Genomic DNA, 17,495 nt, shown 5'->3' on the forward strand with positions numbered 1-17,495 from the left:
GCTAAGGATCAGGCCTTTTCCTTGCCATCAATCCCGGCTTTTTCAAAGGTCGCCATGCCGGTGTGGCATTCTGCGGCGGCGCGCAAAAGCGGGATGGCAAGTGCTGCACCCGATCCTTCGCCAAGGCGCATGCCGAAATTGATCAGTGCTTCCTTGCCAAGTTTCTCAATCAACCGCGCATGTCCCGGTTCTGCCGATACATGACCGACCAGACAATGATCGAGTGCATCGGCGCGCATCGCAGCCAGAACAGCGGCCGCCGCACAGGATACATACCCATCAAGCAATATCGGAACCCGCGCAAAGCGCGCTGCAATGATGGCACCGGCCATAGCAGCAATTTCGCGTCCGCCAACACAGCGCAGAACATCCAATCCGTCATGCATCTGGTTTTTATGCAGGATGATGGCATCACCTACAACGCGCGTCTTGCGGTCAAGGGTAGTGTCATCAATCCCGGTTCCCCGGCCGGTCCAGTCCGCAGCATTCCCGCCATAAAGTGCATGGGAAATTGCCGCCGCCGAAGTCGTGTTGCCAATGCCCATTTCGCCAGGCACAAAAAGATCCAGACCCTTTTCAATTGCACTCATGCCAAAGGCCATCGCCTCGGCACAGCCTTCGTCGTCCATGGCCGGTTCATGGGAAAAGTCGTTGGTCGGGATTTCAAGGGCGACTTCCATGACGCGGAGTTCGGCATCGACAGACTTGCAAATCTGGTTGATCGCGGCCCCGCCATTGATGAAGTTTTCCACCATCTGCTGGTTCACGCTGGCCGGGAAGGCCGAAACGCCCTGCGCAACGACACCGTGACTGCCGGCAAAGACGGTAACGCGCGGCCGCGACATGCGTGGGCGTGATGTTGCTTGCCATCCTGCCAGCCAAAGGCTGAAATCCTCAAGCCGTCCGAGCGATCCGGCAGGCTTGGTCAATGTCGGTTCGCGCTGGGCCACGGCGGCCTGCGCTTCCTGATCGACTTCGGGAAGTTCGGCGAGAAGCGCACGAATTTCCTCAAGATTTTGGGGCGGATGTTTCGGGTTGAACATTTTGGTCTCCGGCTGGCGACAAAGGTGCCTAACTAGTGTTCCGCTTGGCTTCCGGGGTGGTAAGGATTAGGCTCGGAAACCAATTGTGCAAGGCGGTTCAGGAAGTAGGGCCAAACTAGGCCCTGACACTATGCCCGGGTGCAACAGATTGCCAGTTTGAAAATCGGAAATTTATGCTATCCAAAGATCATAACCAAAACGAAACAAATATGCAAAGCTCGGATTCATCTGACAAACCCAGCCCGGACACAGCGACAGATGCCTCCGTCGAGGTTTCGCGTATTTCCGATTTCTGGCGCGCCCTGGCGTTGCTTAGCCGCGTTCCGGTCAAGGGTATCGATGATTTCCGCGCTGAAGTGATTGCAAGATCGGTCTGGTCTTGGCCGTTGGTTGGTCTGCTTCTGGCTGGTTTTGCCATGCTGCCGGCGATGCTGGTCTATTCCCTGACAGCCAACATTCTGATTTTTGCGATTATCGCCTCAGCAGGCATGGTTTTGTTGACCGGATCAATGCATGAAGATGGCATCGCAGATTGTGCCGACGGGTTTGGCGGCGGGTTTGAGCGCGCGCGCAAGCTTGAAATCATGCGCGACAGCCAGATCGGTACATATGGCGTTGTTGCCCTGATCCTGTGTTTTGGCCTGCGTCTGATTTTACTTTCTGCGGCGGGCGATGCCGGGCAGGCAGCGATCCTGTTTCTGGTGATGGCAATAACATCACGGGCGGCAATGCCAGTCGTGATGCATATCCTGCCTCCGGCGCGCGCCGATGGTTTGGGCAAGGGGGCCGGAACGCCAAGTGTGATGATGGTCGGTTTGGGTGTTGGCCTTGCTTTAATCCTGTCGCTCGTCTTATCGGGTCTATTTGCGACGTTAGCCATTTTCATGGGCGGACTTTTGGCGGTGGGTATTGTTGCGGCGGTAGCAAAATGGCAGATCGGTGGCCAGACAGGGGATGTCTTGGGGGCAACCCAGATCGTGACCGAACTGTTTGTTGGTATCGCGTTTATTGCCGTCCTTTAGATTAACCAGCACAGCAACAACAAGGAATGCCGTGAGCAGTTTGAAAACAACCCGCTGGTGGCTAGTGCGTCACGCGCCGGTCCAAAATCCGAAACGGCTGGTCTATGGCCAAAGTGACATGCCTGCCGACCTTTCCGATGAAAAGGCACTGGCTGCCCTTGCCAAACAACTGCCGGGTGATGCCGTCTGGGTGACCAGCCATCTGTCACGTACGCATGATACGGCGCGCAGTCTGCAGGCCTTCATGGATAAAGACATAGCGCCGCAGGCTGAAAGCGGCTTTGCCGAACAGCATTTTGGTGATTGGGAATTGCAGAACTGGAATGATTTGCCCAAGGGGGAAACAACACGGTTCTGGACCGACTTCGCCCGCCAACACCCCCCAAAGGGTGAAAGCTTTGCCGATGTGGTTGCCCGTGTTGGTCCGGTTTTGGGTCGGCTAAGTGCGGATTGGGCCGGGCGCGACATTGTCGCTGTCGTTCATGGCGGCACAGTGCGTGCCATGCTTGCCAACGCACTGGGTTTGTCCCTTGAAGCCGCATTGGCATTTCATATCGACACGTTGGGTCTGACCACGCTTGAATATATCGACGGTGTCGACGAACCGGGCTGGCGCGTGACCGCTGTCAATCAGCGCTTTTAAGGAGCTTAAGGCGTGTTCCGTCAGGCAGAGGCCAGCTCGATATCGGATGCCATGTCATCAAGCGCGTGTTCTGCCAGATAGCGGTCAACCATATCCGGGTTCAGATCATGTTTTTCGCAGATGTCGAAAACATCGCGCAGATAGGCCTGATAATAGGGCACCGGGCGGCTGCGTGATTTGCTTCGCAATTTGGCGACATTCGGGAAATCACTGGCAAAGGATGCGTTTTCGATTACCTGAATGATGGTGTCATCAATGATGGCAGCCGGCATTGCGCAATAAGTCTTGCCGCAGGCAGACAACATCTTGCTGGCAGTCGGAACAGAAATGCCCGGTTGGGAAAGCAGCTCGTTCAACTCGTCCTGTCCGAAATCCGAGATCGACATCAGGGTCACAAGGGTCGGCATATCGCGCACAAGCAACGACAGCGCATTGACGCGAATGCCACGTTCATGGGACCAGATGATGGTTGCGATTACACCCTTTGAGGCATCCTCGGCAAAGATGTCACGCACATCGCGCCGTGCCAGAGTGATCTCGCCATCGGTTGCGTGCTGTTCAAGAAAGTCCTGAAACGACCGATCAGGACTGTTCAGACGGTCCAGCAATCCCAGCCACATGTCTTTGCGAGACGATGTGGTCCAGGTTGGCGCGTTCATCTGTCGGATTTTGGATAGGTGAGAACGTATTGCCATTGGTCTTGAAAAATCCAGATTACCCCAAGAGTTTCGTTGCAGTATTTCCTGCAGCCAGCCGGGTGATGTTTCTACTTCCCGGGTTTTCGCCAGATTGCGGATTGTTCCGTCTTTAGGGTCAGGGCCTATTAATTTGATTTGAATGGCAGACGTTATATTTGCGAAATCCAAGGAAAAGCCCGCCGGGCGGGTTGGTATCCCGCACAAGGGATTTGACGCTGGAGTTTGCAAATATAACGTCTGTCCTTCGGATTAATCGGATTTGCACGGGCTACTTTGTCGTAAAACCTTGAAAGATAAATATCTTCCTGCGGTTTTACTCCGCGTATCCGCGCAAATCTGTTTAACCATTCAAACCAAATTAATAGGTCCTGACCCTAGTTCCAGCGCAACGGCTTGATGTTGGCTGAAATGGTATGACCTCTCAAGCAGACAATTCTTACAAATACTGACCTTCCGATTAGGGTGGGGTGGTAACGAAGGGTTAAGTGCCGAGAATGACCTTTGGCATTTTTGGCAAACCTGCTAGGTTCGGCGCATCGTTCGGTGATGGGAAATCGGTGCAAGGCCGATGCTGCCCCCGCAACTGTATCGGGTTGGGAGATCCGGGTCGGTGCCAACGCGCCAGACCAGCCACCGGGAAACCGGGAAGGCGGATCGCTTTCATGCCCGCAGCCAGGAAACCTGCCGAAGGTGTCACTATTCGAAGGAAGGTGACGACGCAATCGGGCCTCGGTGGGAGGCCATGGCGAGGAAGAAACGGGATGACCCAGACTTTACCCCCTGGCGGGACGCATCTGATCCTTGGCGGGGCGCGATCCGGCAAAAGCCGGTTTGCCGAAAACATCATCAATCAGGCGGGCGGTGGCACATATATCGCAACCGGGCGAGCCTGGGATGACGAAATGGCCAACCGCATAGATCTTCACAAACAATCACGCGGTGATCTCTGGCAGACACTCGAGGAACCGCTCGAACTTTGTTCGGCGCTGCAGACCTGTAATGTCACAGGCGGCAAGCCCGTTCTTGTTGATTGTCTGACCTTGTGGCTGACCAATCTGATGCTTGAAGACCGGGACATTGATGCCGAGATCGCAGCTCTTTGCGATCTGGTGCCGACCCTTGTTGTGCCGGTGCTGTTTGTCTCAAACGAGGTTGGCTTTGGCATCGTGCCGGAAAATGCGATGGCGCGGGCCTTTCGCGATCACGCCGGACGTCTGCATCAACGCATTGCCGAGATTGCAGAAAAAGTCACCCTTGTGGTGGCCGGCATTCCGATGCCGGTCAAATAGCAACATAAATTATTGAATTTTAAGGATTTCAGAAATGGCACAATTGGGCAAAATCCCGGCAACCGTCATTACCGGTTTTCTGGGCGCTGGCAAGACAACCATGATCCGCAATATGCTGGAAAATGCCAATGGCAAACGCATCGCGCTGATCATCAATGAATTTGGCGATCTGGGTGTGGATCGCGGTATCATCAATGGCTGTGGCATTGAAGGCTGCGAAGAAGATGACGTTGTTGAACTGGCCAATGGTTGCATCTGCTGCACCGTGGCCGATGACTTCCTGCCAACCATCCAGGGCCTGATTGATCGTGATACACCGCCTGATCATATCGTTATCGAAACATCTGGCTTGGCGCTGCCAAAACCGCTGGTAAAGGCGTTCAACTGGCCAGAAGTCCGGTCGCGTGTGACCGTTGATGGTGTTGTGGCGGTTCTTGATGGCGCTGCCCTGCGTGATGGGCTGTTTGCCCATGACCATCACGCTGTACAGGCGCAGCGCGAAGCAGACGAAAATCTTGATCATGAAAGCCCGCTTGAAGAACTGTTCGAAGAACAACTTCATTGTGCCGACATGGTGGTTCTGAACAAGACCGACCTTCTGACCGATGCAGAACGCAGCAAGGTCGAAGCCGATATCCGCGCGGAGCTGAAAAAGCCGTCAGTCAAGATTATCGCGACCGAACATTCCCGGGTTGAAAATGCCATCCTGCTTGGTCTAGGGGCAGCAGCCGAAGATGACCTTGATAGCCGCCCAAGCCATCATGACGATGGTCACGAACATGACCATGATGATTTCGATAGCTTTGTCGTATCGCTTGACGCGATCAGCGATCCGGCCAACCTTGAAAAGCGCCTGATTGATGTCGTGCGTCAGTTTGACGTGTTGCGCATCAAGGGTTTCCTGAATGTGCCGGGCAAGCCGATGCGCCACGTGGTTCAGGGGGTTGGTGAACGTTTTCAGCGCTATTTCGACCGTCCGTGGGCCGATGGCGAAACCCGCCGGTCGGAATTGGTGGTGATTGGCCTGCATGGTCTGGATCGCGCCGCGATCGAGGCTGCCATCAAGGCCGCCTGATCCAAGTGAATCTGATCAAGCCACCTGAAACCGGATGCTAAAAATCGTCCGGTTTCAGCCTGTTTGAAGACCAAACGCACAAGGATACGGATCGCGCGATGCATCTATTGGCAGCACAGCCCGGAATGGTCACAGATGGCAGTGAGGCCGTCGACCTTGGACAGCAACCAGGCGACGTGGTGATCCTGTCTGCGGCCGAGTCTGAGCTGGCCTGCCTTGCCGGGGCGCAAGCGCGGCTGGTCGATGCATTTGGCGACGAAACCCCGTCACTGCGTCTGGCAAGTTTGCTGCAGCTTGGCCACAACATGTCGGTCGATCTTTATATCGACGATGTACTTTCCGATGCCAAATTTATCATCGTGCGCATTCTAGGCGGGCGCGGTTATTGGGATTATGGCATCGAACAGTTGGTTGCGCTTGCACGTACCAAGGACATTCCATTGGTCCTGTTGCCCGGTGATGATCAACCCGATGCAGAGCTTCTGACGCTTTCGACCGTCAAGGGGCGCGAATATCAGAATATCTGGCGCTACCTGATCGAAGGCGGACCGCAAAATTCCGAGAATTTACTTCGCCTTATATACGAAAAGTTAAATTCAAACCTGAACTGGAACTGGTCACCGGCAGCCCCGTTGGTCAAGGCCGGGGGCTATTGGCCCGGCAAGGCGCAGGCAAGCCTTGATGAAATCCGGGTTAACTGGATTGAAAATCAACCGGTTACCCCGATTGTCTTCTATCGGTCTCTGGTGCAGGCCGCCAACCTCGATGTTATTGACGCGCTGGTTGAGGAACTTTGTGCCAATGATCTGAATCCATTGCCGATTTTTGTTGCCAGTCTCAAGGATCCGTTGGCAGCGGCATTGGTTGAGGACTGGTTGGCGGAAACCAACGCTGATTTGATCCTGAATACCACCGGGTTTGCGATATCTGTTCCGGGTTCAGAACGAAAAAATGGTCCGTTTGACGCGGTCGATGCCCCGGTCTTTCAGGTGGTACTGTCGGGCGGTGGCGAAGAAGCCTGGCGCGAAGGTGTCAATGGTCTGGCCGCGCGCGATATTGCGATGAATGTCGCCCTGCCCGAAGTCGATGGCCGTATCCTTTCACGTGCTGTGTCGTTCAAGGGATCGGCTGGCAAGGATGACCTGACCCAGATTGATCTGGTGAAATACATACCGGTCCGTGATCGCGTGGCCTTTACCGCCGAACTTGCCACCAACTGGGTACGCTTGCGCAAATCTGATACAGCCTCGCGCAAGGTGGCGATGGTCATGGCGAACTATCCCAACAAGGATGCCCGCCTTGGCAACGGGGTCGGGCTTGATACGCCAGCCGGCATGATCGAAACACTCCTCGCCATGCAGGGCGAAGGATATGACGTAAAGGGTCTGCCAAAAGATGGCGACGCCTTGATTGCTGCGATCAAGGCCGGGCCGACCAACGATTTCAAATCCCTTGCTGATCGCGAAATTCGCGTGACCTTGTCTCGCACGGACTATCAAAAGGCGTTTGATGTTCTGCCACCTGCCATCCGGGATCAGGTAATTGAGGCCTGGGGCGACCCGACGAACGATCCGTTCTATCTGGCGGGTCAGGATTCCTTTGCCCTTTCTATCCTGCCGCTTGGCAATGTGGTGATCGGGTTGCAGCCCGCGCGTGGCTATAACATTGATCCGCTTGAAAGCTATCACTCGCCCGATCTGGTGCCGCCGCACAACTATTTCGCCTTTTATATCTGGCTGCGCCATGTCTTTGGCGTCGATGCCATCATTCATTTTGGCAAGCATGGCAATATGGAATGGCTGCCGGGCAAGTCACTGGCCCTGTCCGAGGATTGTTTCCCCGAGGCGGTATTCGGCCCGACCCCGCATTTCTATCCCTTCATCGTCAATGATCCGGGCGAAGGCACACAGGCCAAGCGCCGGGCACAGGCGGTGATCCTGGATCACCTGACTCCGCCTTTGACTCGTGCAGAAAGCTATGGCCCGCTTAAGGATCTCGAAGCGCTGGTCGATGAATATTACGATGCGGCTGCGGTTGACCCGCGCCGCCTTGTGATCCTGAAACGAGACATCCTAGAACTGGCGATCCGCATCGGCCTTGACCGTGATTGTGGCATTGAGGCGGGCGAGGACGAAGAAAGCGCACTGGCCAAGCTTGATAACTATCTGTGCGAGCTCAAGGAACTTCAGATCCGTGATGGTCTGCATATTTATGGCAAAGCGCCTGAGGGTGAATTTCTGACCGATCTTCTGGTCGCACTGGCACGCCTGCCGCGAGGGTCGGACAGTGGGCCCAAGGCATCCCTGCATCGCGCGATTGCCAAGGATATCCTAGATGATTCGGCGTTTGATCCGCTTGATTGTGCCTTTGCCGAATTCTGGCCGGGGGCCAAGCCCGAAATTCTCGCGCATTATGACGGTGAAGATATCGGGCCATGGCGTACCACCGGCGATACCGTGGAACGGATCGAGCTTTTGGCACGTGATCTGGTCAACGGAACGGTGAAGGCTGATCCGGCGTGGTCGGCCGTCTGTGATGTTATTTCTGATATCGAAACGACTATTCGGCCGGCCGTTGTCGGGTGTGGCCCGGCCGAGATCGAAGGCCTTTTGCGTGGCCTTGCCGGGAAGTTCGTCGAACCTGGCCCGTCCGGTGCCCCGACCCGCGGGCGCCCGGATGTTTTGCCAACTGGCAGAAATTTCTATTCGGTTGATACCCGTACTGTCCCGACGCCAGCCGCCTGGCAGTTGGGGTGGAAGTCGGCTGAGCTATTGCTGGAACGTCATGTGCAGGATCACGGCGAATGGCCAAGCGCGCTTGGCTTGTCTGTCTGGGGCACCAGCAACATGCGCACCGGCGGTGATGATATCGCACAGGCATTGGCCCTGATGGGGGTGCGCCCGACCTGGGATAGTGCGTCACGCCGGGTGACTGGCTTTGAGATTATGCCGGCATCGGTTCTGGGCCGACCGCGTGTTGACGTCACCTTGCGCATTTCTGGCTTCTTCCGCGATGCCTTTCCCGGCCTGATTGACCTGTTTGACAGTGCGGTAAGGGCGGTGGCCGGGCAAACCGATGAGCCGGATGATCTCAATCCGATTGCCGTGCGGATAAGGGCCGAAACCGAAAAACTTCGCGCCAAAGGAATGGATCAGGATCAGGCGGCCAGACAAGCTGGCTTCCGGGTGTTTGGCTCCAAACCCGGTGCCTATGGGGCCGGTTTGCAGGCGATGATTGACGAAAAACTCTGGGAAGACGAAGACGATCTTGCTGATGCCTACCTTGCCTGGGGCAGTTATGCTTATGGCAATGGCGCCGAGGGCACGGCGGCACGCGATCTGTTTGAAACCCGCCTCGCCAAGGTCGATGCGATTGTCCACAATCAGGACAACCGTGAACATGATTTGCTGGATTCCGATGACTATTATCAGTTCGAAGGCGGAATGACATCTGCTGTGCGCAGTCTGTCGGGCAAACAGCCCACAGTTTATCACAGTGATCATTCCCGCCCGGAAAGCCCGAAAATCCGCACCCTGGAGGAGGAAATTGCCCGTGTCGTTCGGGCGCGTGTCGTGAACCCCAAATGGATCAAGGGTGTGATGCGCCATGGCTACAAGGGCGCGTTCGAAATGGCGGCAACAGTCGATTATCTGTTTGCCTTCGCGGCCACCGCGCGCTGCGTTGCCGATCATCACTTTGATCTGGTCTATGATGCGTATCTCGGCGATGCCGAGGTGCGCGAGTTTATCGCTGATCACAATCCCGATGCGTTGCAGGACATCAAGGACCGCCTGAATGAGGCGATTGAACGTGGGCTGTGGCAGCCGCGTCGCAACAGTGTTTCCGTCGATCTGGGACGCTAACGCGTCAACTGTTGCTTGTTATTGGAATCACGGGAATTTTACCATCGGAACAAACCGGGCAGTTGAAACGTTACGTTTTCGCACCATATCTCAATTAACCAACTGTTAATAAGTTGTGAGGGACGGGGCACCCCTATCGGATCGCCTGCATGGGAAGCAGGTTGATTGAACAGATCGGAGGCCGCGATGGATATCAAGACCAACGTTCGTTTGCCAGATTATCTGCAAACTCCAATGCCTGCCCATGACAGGCATGCAGATATCGTCAACTCCCTGCTTTCTGATTTCGACATGCCAGACTGGTTGCGTGCAGATTTGCACGGCAGCGGGCGCTATCGCCCGGCACGCGGTGCCATTCGCGCAGTTCTGGATGTCCGTGAACGTTTCAACGGCGTGCATCGGCCGGTAACGTTTGATGAATTCCATGCCGGCATGACAGAGCTTGCCCATCATCTTCCGGGTCCGGACCAAACCAAGTTTGAAATCAATGCCAAGGTGAAGATTTATTGGCGCTACCTGCAAGGGGTCGAACGTCAGGTCTGGCGGACGGCCGTTGCGGTTGCCCATCTGCGTCTGGATCACTTCCCGGTGGTGCGTGAACTCAAAACCCTGATCGAACAGGTCGCGATCAGCCGCGACTGGCTGGAAAAACGCCTTGAGGTGGTCGAGAAAAGCTTCCAAAGCCCGGCCGGCGCGCGCAACGAAGCCGTGCGCAAGGCCTTGGACCGCTTGCGCCGTATGTCGCCCGGTGATCGCCTGCAATTGTTTAACAAAGCCCGGATGCGCCGCCCGGAACTGCGCAATATCGACATGCGCGAACCCGATAAATGGGCGGATCTGGTGACCAGTGACCTTGGCCTGACAACAGGCCAAAGCGCCAATTGGTAAAGTTAGGCCAACTAAGATTAGATAAAAGCGCGGTCATTGGGACCGCGCTTTTTGTTTGCGGGATTGTCTTGGTTTGCTTGCGCGGGCAAACTCACTGCCCAACACTTCAGGGCAGATGCATCGCGTGAAGAACTCAATTCCCAAATCCTTTTGTCTGTGGGCAGGCATTCTCCTCGGCCTGCTATTGCATAGGCAAACTGCACAGGCGGATACCACAAAAGAATGGGCACCCGTCCCAAACGGTCCGTTTCACTGGCAGCTTCAAGGCACGCTTGATGTCGATGACGCCATCCGCATTGTCGGGGCCGATCTTTTTGATGTGTCCGCCGATCAGGTCGCGGCTTGGCGCGCGGCCGGGCATTATCCGATTTGTTATATCAATGTCGGGGCTTTCGAAGATTGGCGGGATGATGCGAAGGCGTTTCCGCAAGATGTCATCGGCGCGCCCTATTGGGGGTGGGATGGGGAAAACTGGCTTGATATCAGCCGGTTTGAGCTTTTTGCCAATGTGATTTCGGCCCGTCTTGATCTTTGCCGTGACAAGGGGTTTCTGGCGGTCGAGCCTGATAACATTGATGCCTATGAAGCCGATCAAAGCAGTAAACCAACCGGTTTTGACATCACGCGCGATGATCAGCTGCGATATGTGAACTGGCTGATCACAGAGGCTCATAAGCGCGGTCTTGCAATCGGGCAGAAAAATGTTGCCGATCTTGTGCCCGATCTTGTTGACCAGATGGATTTCGCCCTGTTGGAATCGGCCTACCGATTTGGCTTCATGCATGAGTTTGATATTTATGTCTCTCAAAATAAGCCGGTTTTCGTCGTCGAATATCTTGACGAAGGGGCCGATGCCAATGCCTTTTGCCCGGCGGCGAAGCAGCACGGATTTCAGGGTGTGATCGCCCATTTGGATCTTGATCAAACTCCGCAAAACTGCCCTTGATCCCGGTAGGACTTTCGCCGCATTCTGGGCCGGCATTTCAAAGGGAAGAAACAATGACCGACAAAAGCCAGCCAGACGTCGATATCAATGCGCGCCATGATGAAAAAATGAAGAAAATCAAGGCCGCGCGCGACAAGATGATGGCCCAGAAGATTGATAAAAAGGGCCTGATCATTGTTCATACCGGCAAGGGCAAGGGCAAGTCTTCCTCGGCCTTTGGCATGGCGATGCGCTGTGTCGGCCATGATATGAAAGTCGGCGTTGTTCAGTTCATCAAGGGTGGCTGGGAAACTGGCGAGGCAAAGCTTCTTAAAAAATTCCCCGATCTTTGTGAATTTCACGCCATGGGGGCGGGCTTTACCTGGGAAACCCAGAACCGGGCACAGGATGTCGCCCTGGCGCGTGAAGCCTGGAACAAGGCATTGGAAATGCTGCGCGATCCGAGCTATTCGATGGTGATCCTCGATGAGATCAACATCGTTCTGCGCTATGATTTCCTGCCGCTTGAAGATGTGCTTGAAGCACTCGCCAACAAACTGCCTGATCAGCATATCGTGCTGACCGGGCGCAATGCCCCGGATACCTTGATCGAGGCGGCCGATCTGGTCACGGAAATGACCATGGTCAAACACCCGTTCCGTGAACAGGGCATCAAGGCACAGATCGGTGTCGAATTCTGATCCGGCCTTGATCGTTTAGCGGATCACTTGCAAGAAAGTTTTGAAACCGGAATGAGTAAGCAATCCGTCCCCGCCCTGATGTTGCAAGGTACCGGTTCCGATGTCGGGAAATCCTTGTTGGTCGCTGGATTGTGCCGTGCCTATGCGCGTCGTGGCCTTCGGGTGCGTCCGTTCAAACCGCAAAACATGTCAAACAATGCCGCTGTTACCGATGATGGCGGCGAAATCGGTCGCGCGCAGGCGCTTCAGGCACGTGCAGCGGGCGTTGCGACCACAGTTCATATGAACCCGGTCTTGCTCAAACCGCAAAGCGACATTGGGGCGCAGGTCGTGGTGCAGGGCAAGGTCCTGACCAGCGCCAAGGCACGTGATTATTATCGCCTTAAACGTGATCTGCTGCCCAAGGTGGTTGAAAGTTTCGAGATCATGGCAAGTGATGCCGATCTTGTCCTGATCGAAGGTGCCGGGTCCCCGGCCGAGGTCAATTTGCGGGCATCTGACATTGCCAATATGGGCTTTGCCGAGGCGGTGGGCGTTCCGGTCATTCTGGTCGGCGATATTGATCGTGGCGGTGTGATTGCCTCGATCGTGGGCACGCATGCGCTGTTGTCCGAGGATGACCGCCGCTGGCTTAAGGGCTATGTGATCAACAAGTTTCGTGGTGATGTGTCGCTGTTTGAACCCGCCACCGGCATCATTCATGAGCGCTGCGGCCTTAAAAGTTACGGTATCGCAACGTACTGGGAAAATGCCTATAAGTTGCCTGCCGAAGACGGTGTTGCGCTTGAAAAGGCCGGGAAATATCACCGAAAGGCCGCCGATGGCGCGGGCGCAGTTCTGCGCATCGCGGTGCCGCATCTGCCCCGTATTGCCAATTTTGATGATCTTGATCCGCTGGCGGCGGAAGATGATGTTGAATTGCTGGTGATCAAACCGGGGCAAGTGATCCCGGGGGATTGTGATCTGGTGCTGCTGCCGGGATCAAAATCGACCATGGCAGACCTTCGGTTCGTCAAAGATCAGGGCTGGGATATCGATATTCTGGCCCATCAGAGGCGGGGTGGCCAAGTGATTGGCATTTGCGGCGGGTATCAGATGCTGGGCCGTATGGTCCATGACCCGGACGGTGTTGAAGGCGCGCCGGGAAGCGAGCCTGGTCTTGGTTTGCTTGATGTTGAAACCGTCATGGCGGGCGACAAGACGCTGCGCAAAACAACCGGGCTGACGGTTGGCGATCACTCTGTTCTTGCTGCCGGAATACCCGTCGATGGTTATGAAATCCATATGGGCCGGACCGATGGCCCGGATCGGGCGCGAAGCTGGCTTGATCTGAATGGTGTGGTGGATGGCGCGATCAGTAGCGATGGGCAGGTTATGGGGTGTTATCTGCATGGGCTGTTTGGCAGTGATGATTTCCGTCATGCCTTTCTGGCGGCCTTGCGATCGGACGAGGCACACAAAATGACGCATTTTGAGGCCAGTGTTGATGCTGCCCTTGATGAACTGGCCGATCATCTTGAAGCCTGCCTTGATCTGGATGGCATGCTGGAACTGGCAAAAAGCCGGGCGTGACAGGGCGCATTTAAGCTTTCTGTCAGACATTCCCGTTACGTATAGCAAAATTACACTTTCACGCACTCGAAGGTCTTTACTTCGCGCGCGTTGCATGGTTTGAGATATCTTGCAGTTCCGGGTTGGAAACGAACCGGCTTCGTTGCGGTTTATGGAATGTTTGCGCCCCATGCCGGGTCTTTGCGAAACGTTCATCTTGGTCGGGTATCTTCACGCTCATGCGTCAGTTATATCATTTTTGGCTTTCACCTTTTTCGCGCAAGGTCCGTCTGGTCCTGGCCGAGAAAAAGCTCGACTTCGAACTCACGGCTGAACCGGTATGGGAACGGCGTGACGATTTCCTGCTGCTTAATCCGGCCGGTGAAGTGCCTGTGCTTAGGGAAGAAGACGGGACGGTGCTGTGTGACTCCAGCGTCATCTGCGAGTATCTCGACGAGGTGTACGAGGACGAGCCGAAACTGTTTGGATCCGATCCCAAGGAACGTGCTGAAATCCGCCGCCTTGTCGCGTGGTTTGATGGCAAATTCAATCGCGAGGTCACCGACCATCTGTTGGGTGAGAAGCTGCTGAAACGCTTCTTCTCGACCGGTACCCCCGATACCAAGGTCCTGCGTGCCGGGCGCACCAATGGCGCCTACCACATGGATTATATCGGCTGGTTGTTTGAACGTCGGAACTGGCTTGCCGGTGATCATCTGACCATGGCCGATCTGGCGGCTGCTGCACAGGTATCCGTGATCGACTATATGGGCGACATCAACTGGTCGAAACATCCACGCGCCAAGGACTGGTACATGCGGATCAAAAGCCGCCCTGCCATGCGCGATATTCTGGCGGATCGGCAGGCAAGTTTCCCGCCATCAAGTCATTACGCGGAATTGGATTTTGAATGAAGGATTCATCCATATCTGATGAATTCTACCCTGAGGGCGGTTTAAATACTGCCAGTTACGATCTTCGCGCTGATCTTGATCGCAAGATTTTTGAAGACCCCATTCCCTTTTATACGCGTCTGGCGACCAGCCTTGCGCATGAAAATGGCGTGCTTGAACTGGGCTGCGGCACGGGCCGGATCAGTGCCGCGATTGCCAAACTTGGTGTCGCGATCGAAGGCATTGATCTGTCGCCCGCCATGCTGGGTCAGGCACGCGCCAATTATCCCGATCTGACATGGCATCTTGGCAATATGTGCGACTTTGATCTGGGGCGGCAGTTTGATCTGGTGATCATCCCGTTTCGCGGGCTTCAGGAAGTCACCGAAGCCACTGATCAGCGTCGCGTCCTTGAACGGGCCTTTGCCCATCTGAAACCCGGCGGGGCGATCGCCCTGGATCTGATGGATCCGGATTTGCGTTATTGCCTGCCAGAAGGTGACCCGGAGCACGTCGAACTGCCGATCTTTCCGATGCCAGAAGGCGTCGGGCAGCCGGGCAGTCGGCTTCGCATCACGGCGATGGAACGCACCAATGACCCCCTGACCCAGAAGTTCAGCGAACATTGGCGGTTTGAAGAAATCAACGATCAGGGCGATGTGATTACGCGCGAGGATTGCTGGCATCATCTGCGCTGGGTTCATCGCAATGAAATGCGGTTGATGTTGGAGCTATCCGGTTTCGTTTCGATATCGGAATTTTCGGATTTCCAGGGCAATCCCCCGAAATATGCCAGCAATCAGGTCTGGATGGCAAAACGGCCGGACTGATGCCCGGCCGCTCAATTGCGTCTATTGGTGTTTATCCGTCAGCTGCTCAGTTACTGGCGAATTTCGCGGCACTGGTCATGGTTTCGGCGCGTTCCTCATTGGTCAGCGGCACAAGGCCGTTATCTGCCAGAAGGCCTTCTTCACCGATCACAGCTTCCGAGACATAGGTCGAGATAAAGTCACCCAGGCTCTGGACGAGCTGTTGATGGTCATCCTTGACGTACAGATAAAGCGCACGCGATGCCGGATAGCTGCCATCAAGGATGGTTTCGTAATCCGGCTCAATGCCGTTGATTGGAACACCTTGAAGACGTTCGCGGTTGCGCTCCAGATTGTTAAAGCCCATCACGCCATAAGACGTCGGGTCTTTTTCAAGCTTGCTGATGACAAGGCGGTCATTCTCACCGGCTTCGATATAGGCACCATCTTCGCGAAGGGTCCGGCACAGCAGGCGGAAGCTGTCAGGATCGGTTGCCTCAAGGCTTGCGATGTCAGAAAATGTTGCACAACCCTGATCAAGCAACAGCTGCCCCATCAGATCGCGCGTACCCGAAGTCGGCGGCGGGCCATAAACCCGGATTTTAAGGTCCGGCAGGCTGGGATCGATATCAGACCATTTTTCATGCGGGTTTGGCACACTTGCGCCCTTGACCGGAACGGTCCGCGCAAGGGCGAGATAAAGCTGGCGGGCGGTAAGTTCCATGCCCGGTGCTTCGCGCGAGCCCAGCATGACAATACCATCATAGCCGATCTTGATTTCGCTGATGTCGCGGACAGAGTTTGCCGCGCAAATTGCGGTTTCCGACCCGGTGATCGGGCGCGATGCATCAACGATATCCGGGAACTCTGCACCAATGCCGCCACAAAACAGCTTGAAGCCGCCGCCTGAACCGGTGCTTTCAACCACCGGGGCGGGTGCGCCGGTGGTTTTGGCGAAATGTTCGGCGACCTTGGTGGTCAGCGGAAAGATCGTCGAAGATCCGACAATCCTGATCTGATCGCGGGCCTCTGCGGCATGTGATGTCAGAAGTGCCATCGATGCAGCAAGAGTAGCCAAGGCAAACGTGCGACGCATTTCGTCCCCCAAAACGTATCCGGCGATGGTCCGGCAAATGGTTCTACCGGTCATATACAAGGAAATCGGTCACCGTGAACCTGTTTTCTAAACTGACGGTCCCCGTCAGTTCGATTCGGTGCGAACATCCATCTTCTCTATATTCGCTTTTGCCGCGTCAGCAACAGGGGTTCCATTTGAAAGTTCTATGACAGTTAGCCAGTCCTGCCGTGCAAGATCGTTATCACCGGCAATCTGATGGAGCTTGCCGCGTTCGAAAAGTGCCTGAACATTCTGAGGTTCCCGGTTCAGAACTTGTTCGATGTCAGTCATTGCCAAATCGTAACTTTCAAGCAGTCGCCAGGCCGATGCCCTGTAAATCAGCGCCTCGGTATGACCGGGTTGAAGATCAAGGGCGGCATTGAGGTCGTCAATCGCCTCCCAATACTGCCCGGCAAGGCCAAGTGCCATTGCACGATCGACCCAAAGCTGCGGGTTGTTGGGCACCAGTTCAAGCGCGCGGCTCTGATCGCGCCAGGCGAATTCAAGGTTATCGGCCATCATCCAGGCTTGGCCTGCCTGGGCCAGCATTCCGGCAACGACACCCGGTCCGGCCGTGCTGTCCTTGGCAAGTGCGTCAAGACGGGTGGCGGCTTCTTCATATTTGCCAAGCGATATCAGTGCGACGGCAACACAGTGGCGGGCTGGCTCCCCACCGCCCAGATCGCGCCAGGCAATCGCGCTTTCAAATCCGTCTTCGGGTTTGAGTTGGGCCAACTTGATGCAGTCACGATATTGCTGGCTTTCTTCCTGTGTCATGCCACCGTTGCTTTCGGTCTGGGCCATGGCGGAAGGCAATCCCGCGCCATAGATGCCGACAAACCCCGCCAGACACAGCAAGCCTGTGGCGCGCGCTAGGAACGAGGTCGCGAAAAGTCGTGACATGAAAAAGCTCCGTCTTTGGCAAAGTTTCTGGCAGTCACCATAGAAGATCACATGATCAATCCACCATGGCTGAAT

General features: G+C 55.4%; 15 protein-coding genes and 1 riboswitch. Of the genes, 11 read left to right on the plus strand and 4 right to left on the minus strand.

The genetic code is table 11. The features are described 5' to 3' along the window. Window positions 1-8 precede the first annotated feature (8 nt). Window positions 9-1,043, minus strand: coding sequence for a nicotinate-nucleotide--dimethylbenzimidazole phosphoribosyltransferase (gene cobT, locus TH4_RS06015; RefSeq protein ID WP_064780304.1), 1,035 nt, complete (start codon window positions 1,041-1,043; stop codon window positions 9-11). Between the two features lie 209 nt (window positions 1,044-1,252). Here cobT and cobS point away from each other — a divergent pair, with 209 nt between their 5' ends. Continuing rightward, window positions 1,253-2,065 (plus strand): adenosylcobinamide-GDP ribazoletransferase, encoded by an 813-nt coding sequence (cobS, locus tag TH4_RS06020; protein ID WP_245227761.1) that lies wholly within the window; start codon window positions 1,253-1,255, stop codon window positions 2,063-2,065. A 31-nt stretch (window positions 2,066-2,096) separates the two neighbouring features. After that, a complete protein-coding gene (locus TH4_RS06025) occupies window positions 2,097-2,708 on the plus strand; it encodes a histidine phosphatase family protein (RefSeq protein WP_064780305.1) in 612 nt (203 codons plus the stop codon). 20 nt (window positions 2,709-2,728) lie between these two features. On the opposite strand, the gene TH4_RS06030 is transcribed toward TH4_RS06025, so the two are convergent. Then, complete coding sequence (locus tag TH4_RS06030; RefSeq protein ID WP_064780306.1) at window positions 2,729-3,367, minus strand: hypothetical protein; 639 nt, start codon at window positions 3,365-3,367, stop codon at window positions 2,729-2,731. A 551-nt stretch (window positions 3,368-3,918) separates the two neighbouring features. Then, window positions 3,919-4,109, plus strand: a riboswitch (cobalamin riboswitch). Between the two features lie 58 nt (window positions 4,110-4,167). Here TH4_RS06030 and cobU point away from each other — a divergent pair. The 9 genes from cobU (at window position 4,168) to TH4_RS06075 (ending at window position 15,421) form a co-directional block, all read left to right on the plus strand. Then, window positions 4,168-4,695 (plus strand): bifunctional adenosylcobinamide kinase/adenosylcobinamide-phosphate guanylyltransferase, encoded by a 528-nt coding sequence (gene cobU / locus TH4_RS06035; RefSeq protein ID WP_064780307.1) that lies wholly within the window; start codon window positions 4,168-4,170, stop codon window positions 4,693-4,695. A gap of 34 nt (window positions 4,696-4,729) precedes the next feature. After that, window positions 4,730-5,770, plus strand: a complete 1,041-nt coding sequence (gene cobW / locus TH4_RS06040) for a cobalamin biosynthesis protein CobW (RefSeq protein ID WP_064780308.1) — start codon at window positions 4,730-4,732, stop codon at window positions 5,768-5,770. Between the two features lie 98 nt (window positions 5,771-5,868). Beyond that, window positions 5,869-9,633, plus strand: coding sequence for a cobaltochelatase subunit CobN (gene cobN, locus TH4_RS06045; RefSeq protein ID WP_064780309.1), 3,765 nt, complete (start codon window positions 5,869-5,871; stop codon window positions 9,631-9,633). A gap of 186 nt (window positions 9,634-9,819) precedes the next feature. Then, window positions 9,820-10,521, plus strand: a complete 702-nt coding sequence (locus TH4_RS06050; protein ID WP_064780310.1) for a hypothetical protein — start codon at window positions 9,820-9,822, stop codon at window positions 10,519-10,521. A 184-nt stretch (window positions 10,522-10,705) separates the two neighbouring features. Then, on the plus strand, window positions 10,706-11,467 hold the full coding sequence (locus tag TH4_RS06055) for an endo alpha-1,4 polygalactosaminidase (protein WP_064780311.1): 762 nt from the start codon (window positions 10,706-10,708) through the stop codon (window positions 11,465-11,467). A gap of 53 nt (window positions 11,468-11,520) precedes the next feature. Next, a complete protein-coding gene (gene cobO, locus TH4_RS06060) occupies window positions 11,521-12,147 on the plus strand; it encodes a cob(I)yrinic acid a,c-diamide adenosyltransferase (protein ID WP_008888919.1) in 627 nt (208 codons plus the stop codon). 51 nt (window positions 12,148-12,198) lie between these two features. After that, window positions 12,199-13,719, plus strand: a complete 1,521-nt coding sequence (locus TH4_RS06065) for a cobyric acid synthase (protein ID WP_064780312.1) — start codon at window positions 12,199-12,201, stop codon at window positions 13,717-13,719. Between the two features lie 218 nt (window positions 13,720-13,937). Further along, a complete protein-coding gene (locus TH4_RS06070) occupies window positions 13,938-14,612 on the plus strand; it encodes a glutathione S-transferase family protein (RefSeq protein WP_064780313.1) in 675 nt (224 codons plus the stop codon). Next, entirely contained in the window at window positions 14,609-15,421 is an 813-nt protein-coding gene (locus tag TH4_RS06075; RefSeq protein WP_064780314.1) for a class I SAM-dependent methyltransferase, read from the plus strand. Before TH4_RS06070 ends, TH4_RS06075 begins: the two co-directional genes overlap by 4 nt. Window positions 15,422-15,467: 46 nt before the next feature. On the opposite strand, the gene TH4_RS06080 is transcribed toward TH4_RS06075, so the two are convergent. Together TH4_RS06080 and TH4_RS06085 are read right to left on the minus strand one after the other, a co-directional pair. Next, the gene (locus tag TH4_RS06080; RefSeq protein ID WP_064780315.1) at window positions 15,468-16,496 is read right to left on the minus strand and encodes a substrate-binding domain-containing protein; all 1,029 of its coding nucleotides are present in this window, start codon (window positions 16,494-16,496) and stop codon (window positions 15,468-15,470) included. Window positions 16,497-16,601: 105 nt separating this feature from the next. After that, a complete protein-coding gene (locus TH4_RS06085) occupies window positions 16,602-17,420 on the minus strand; it encodes a tetratricopeptide repeat protein (protein WP_064780486.1) in 819 nt (272 codons plus the stop codon). Window positions 17,421-17,495: the final 75 nt, after the last annotated feature.

The organism is Thalassospira tepidiphila MCCC 1A03514 (assembly GCF_001662875.1).
Taxonomy (GTDB): domain Bacteria; phylum Pseudomonadota; class Alphaproteobacteria; order Rhodospirillales; family Thalassospiraceae; genus Thalassospira; species Thalassospira tepidiphila.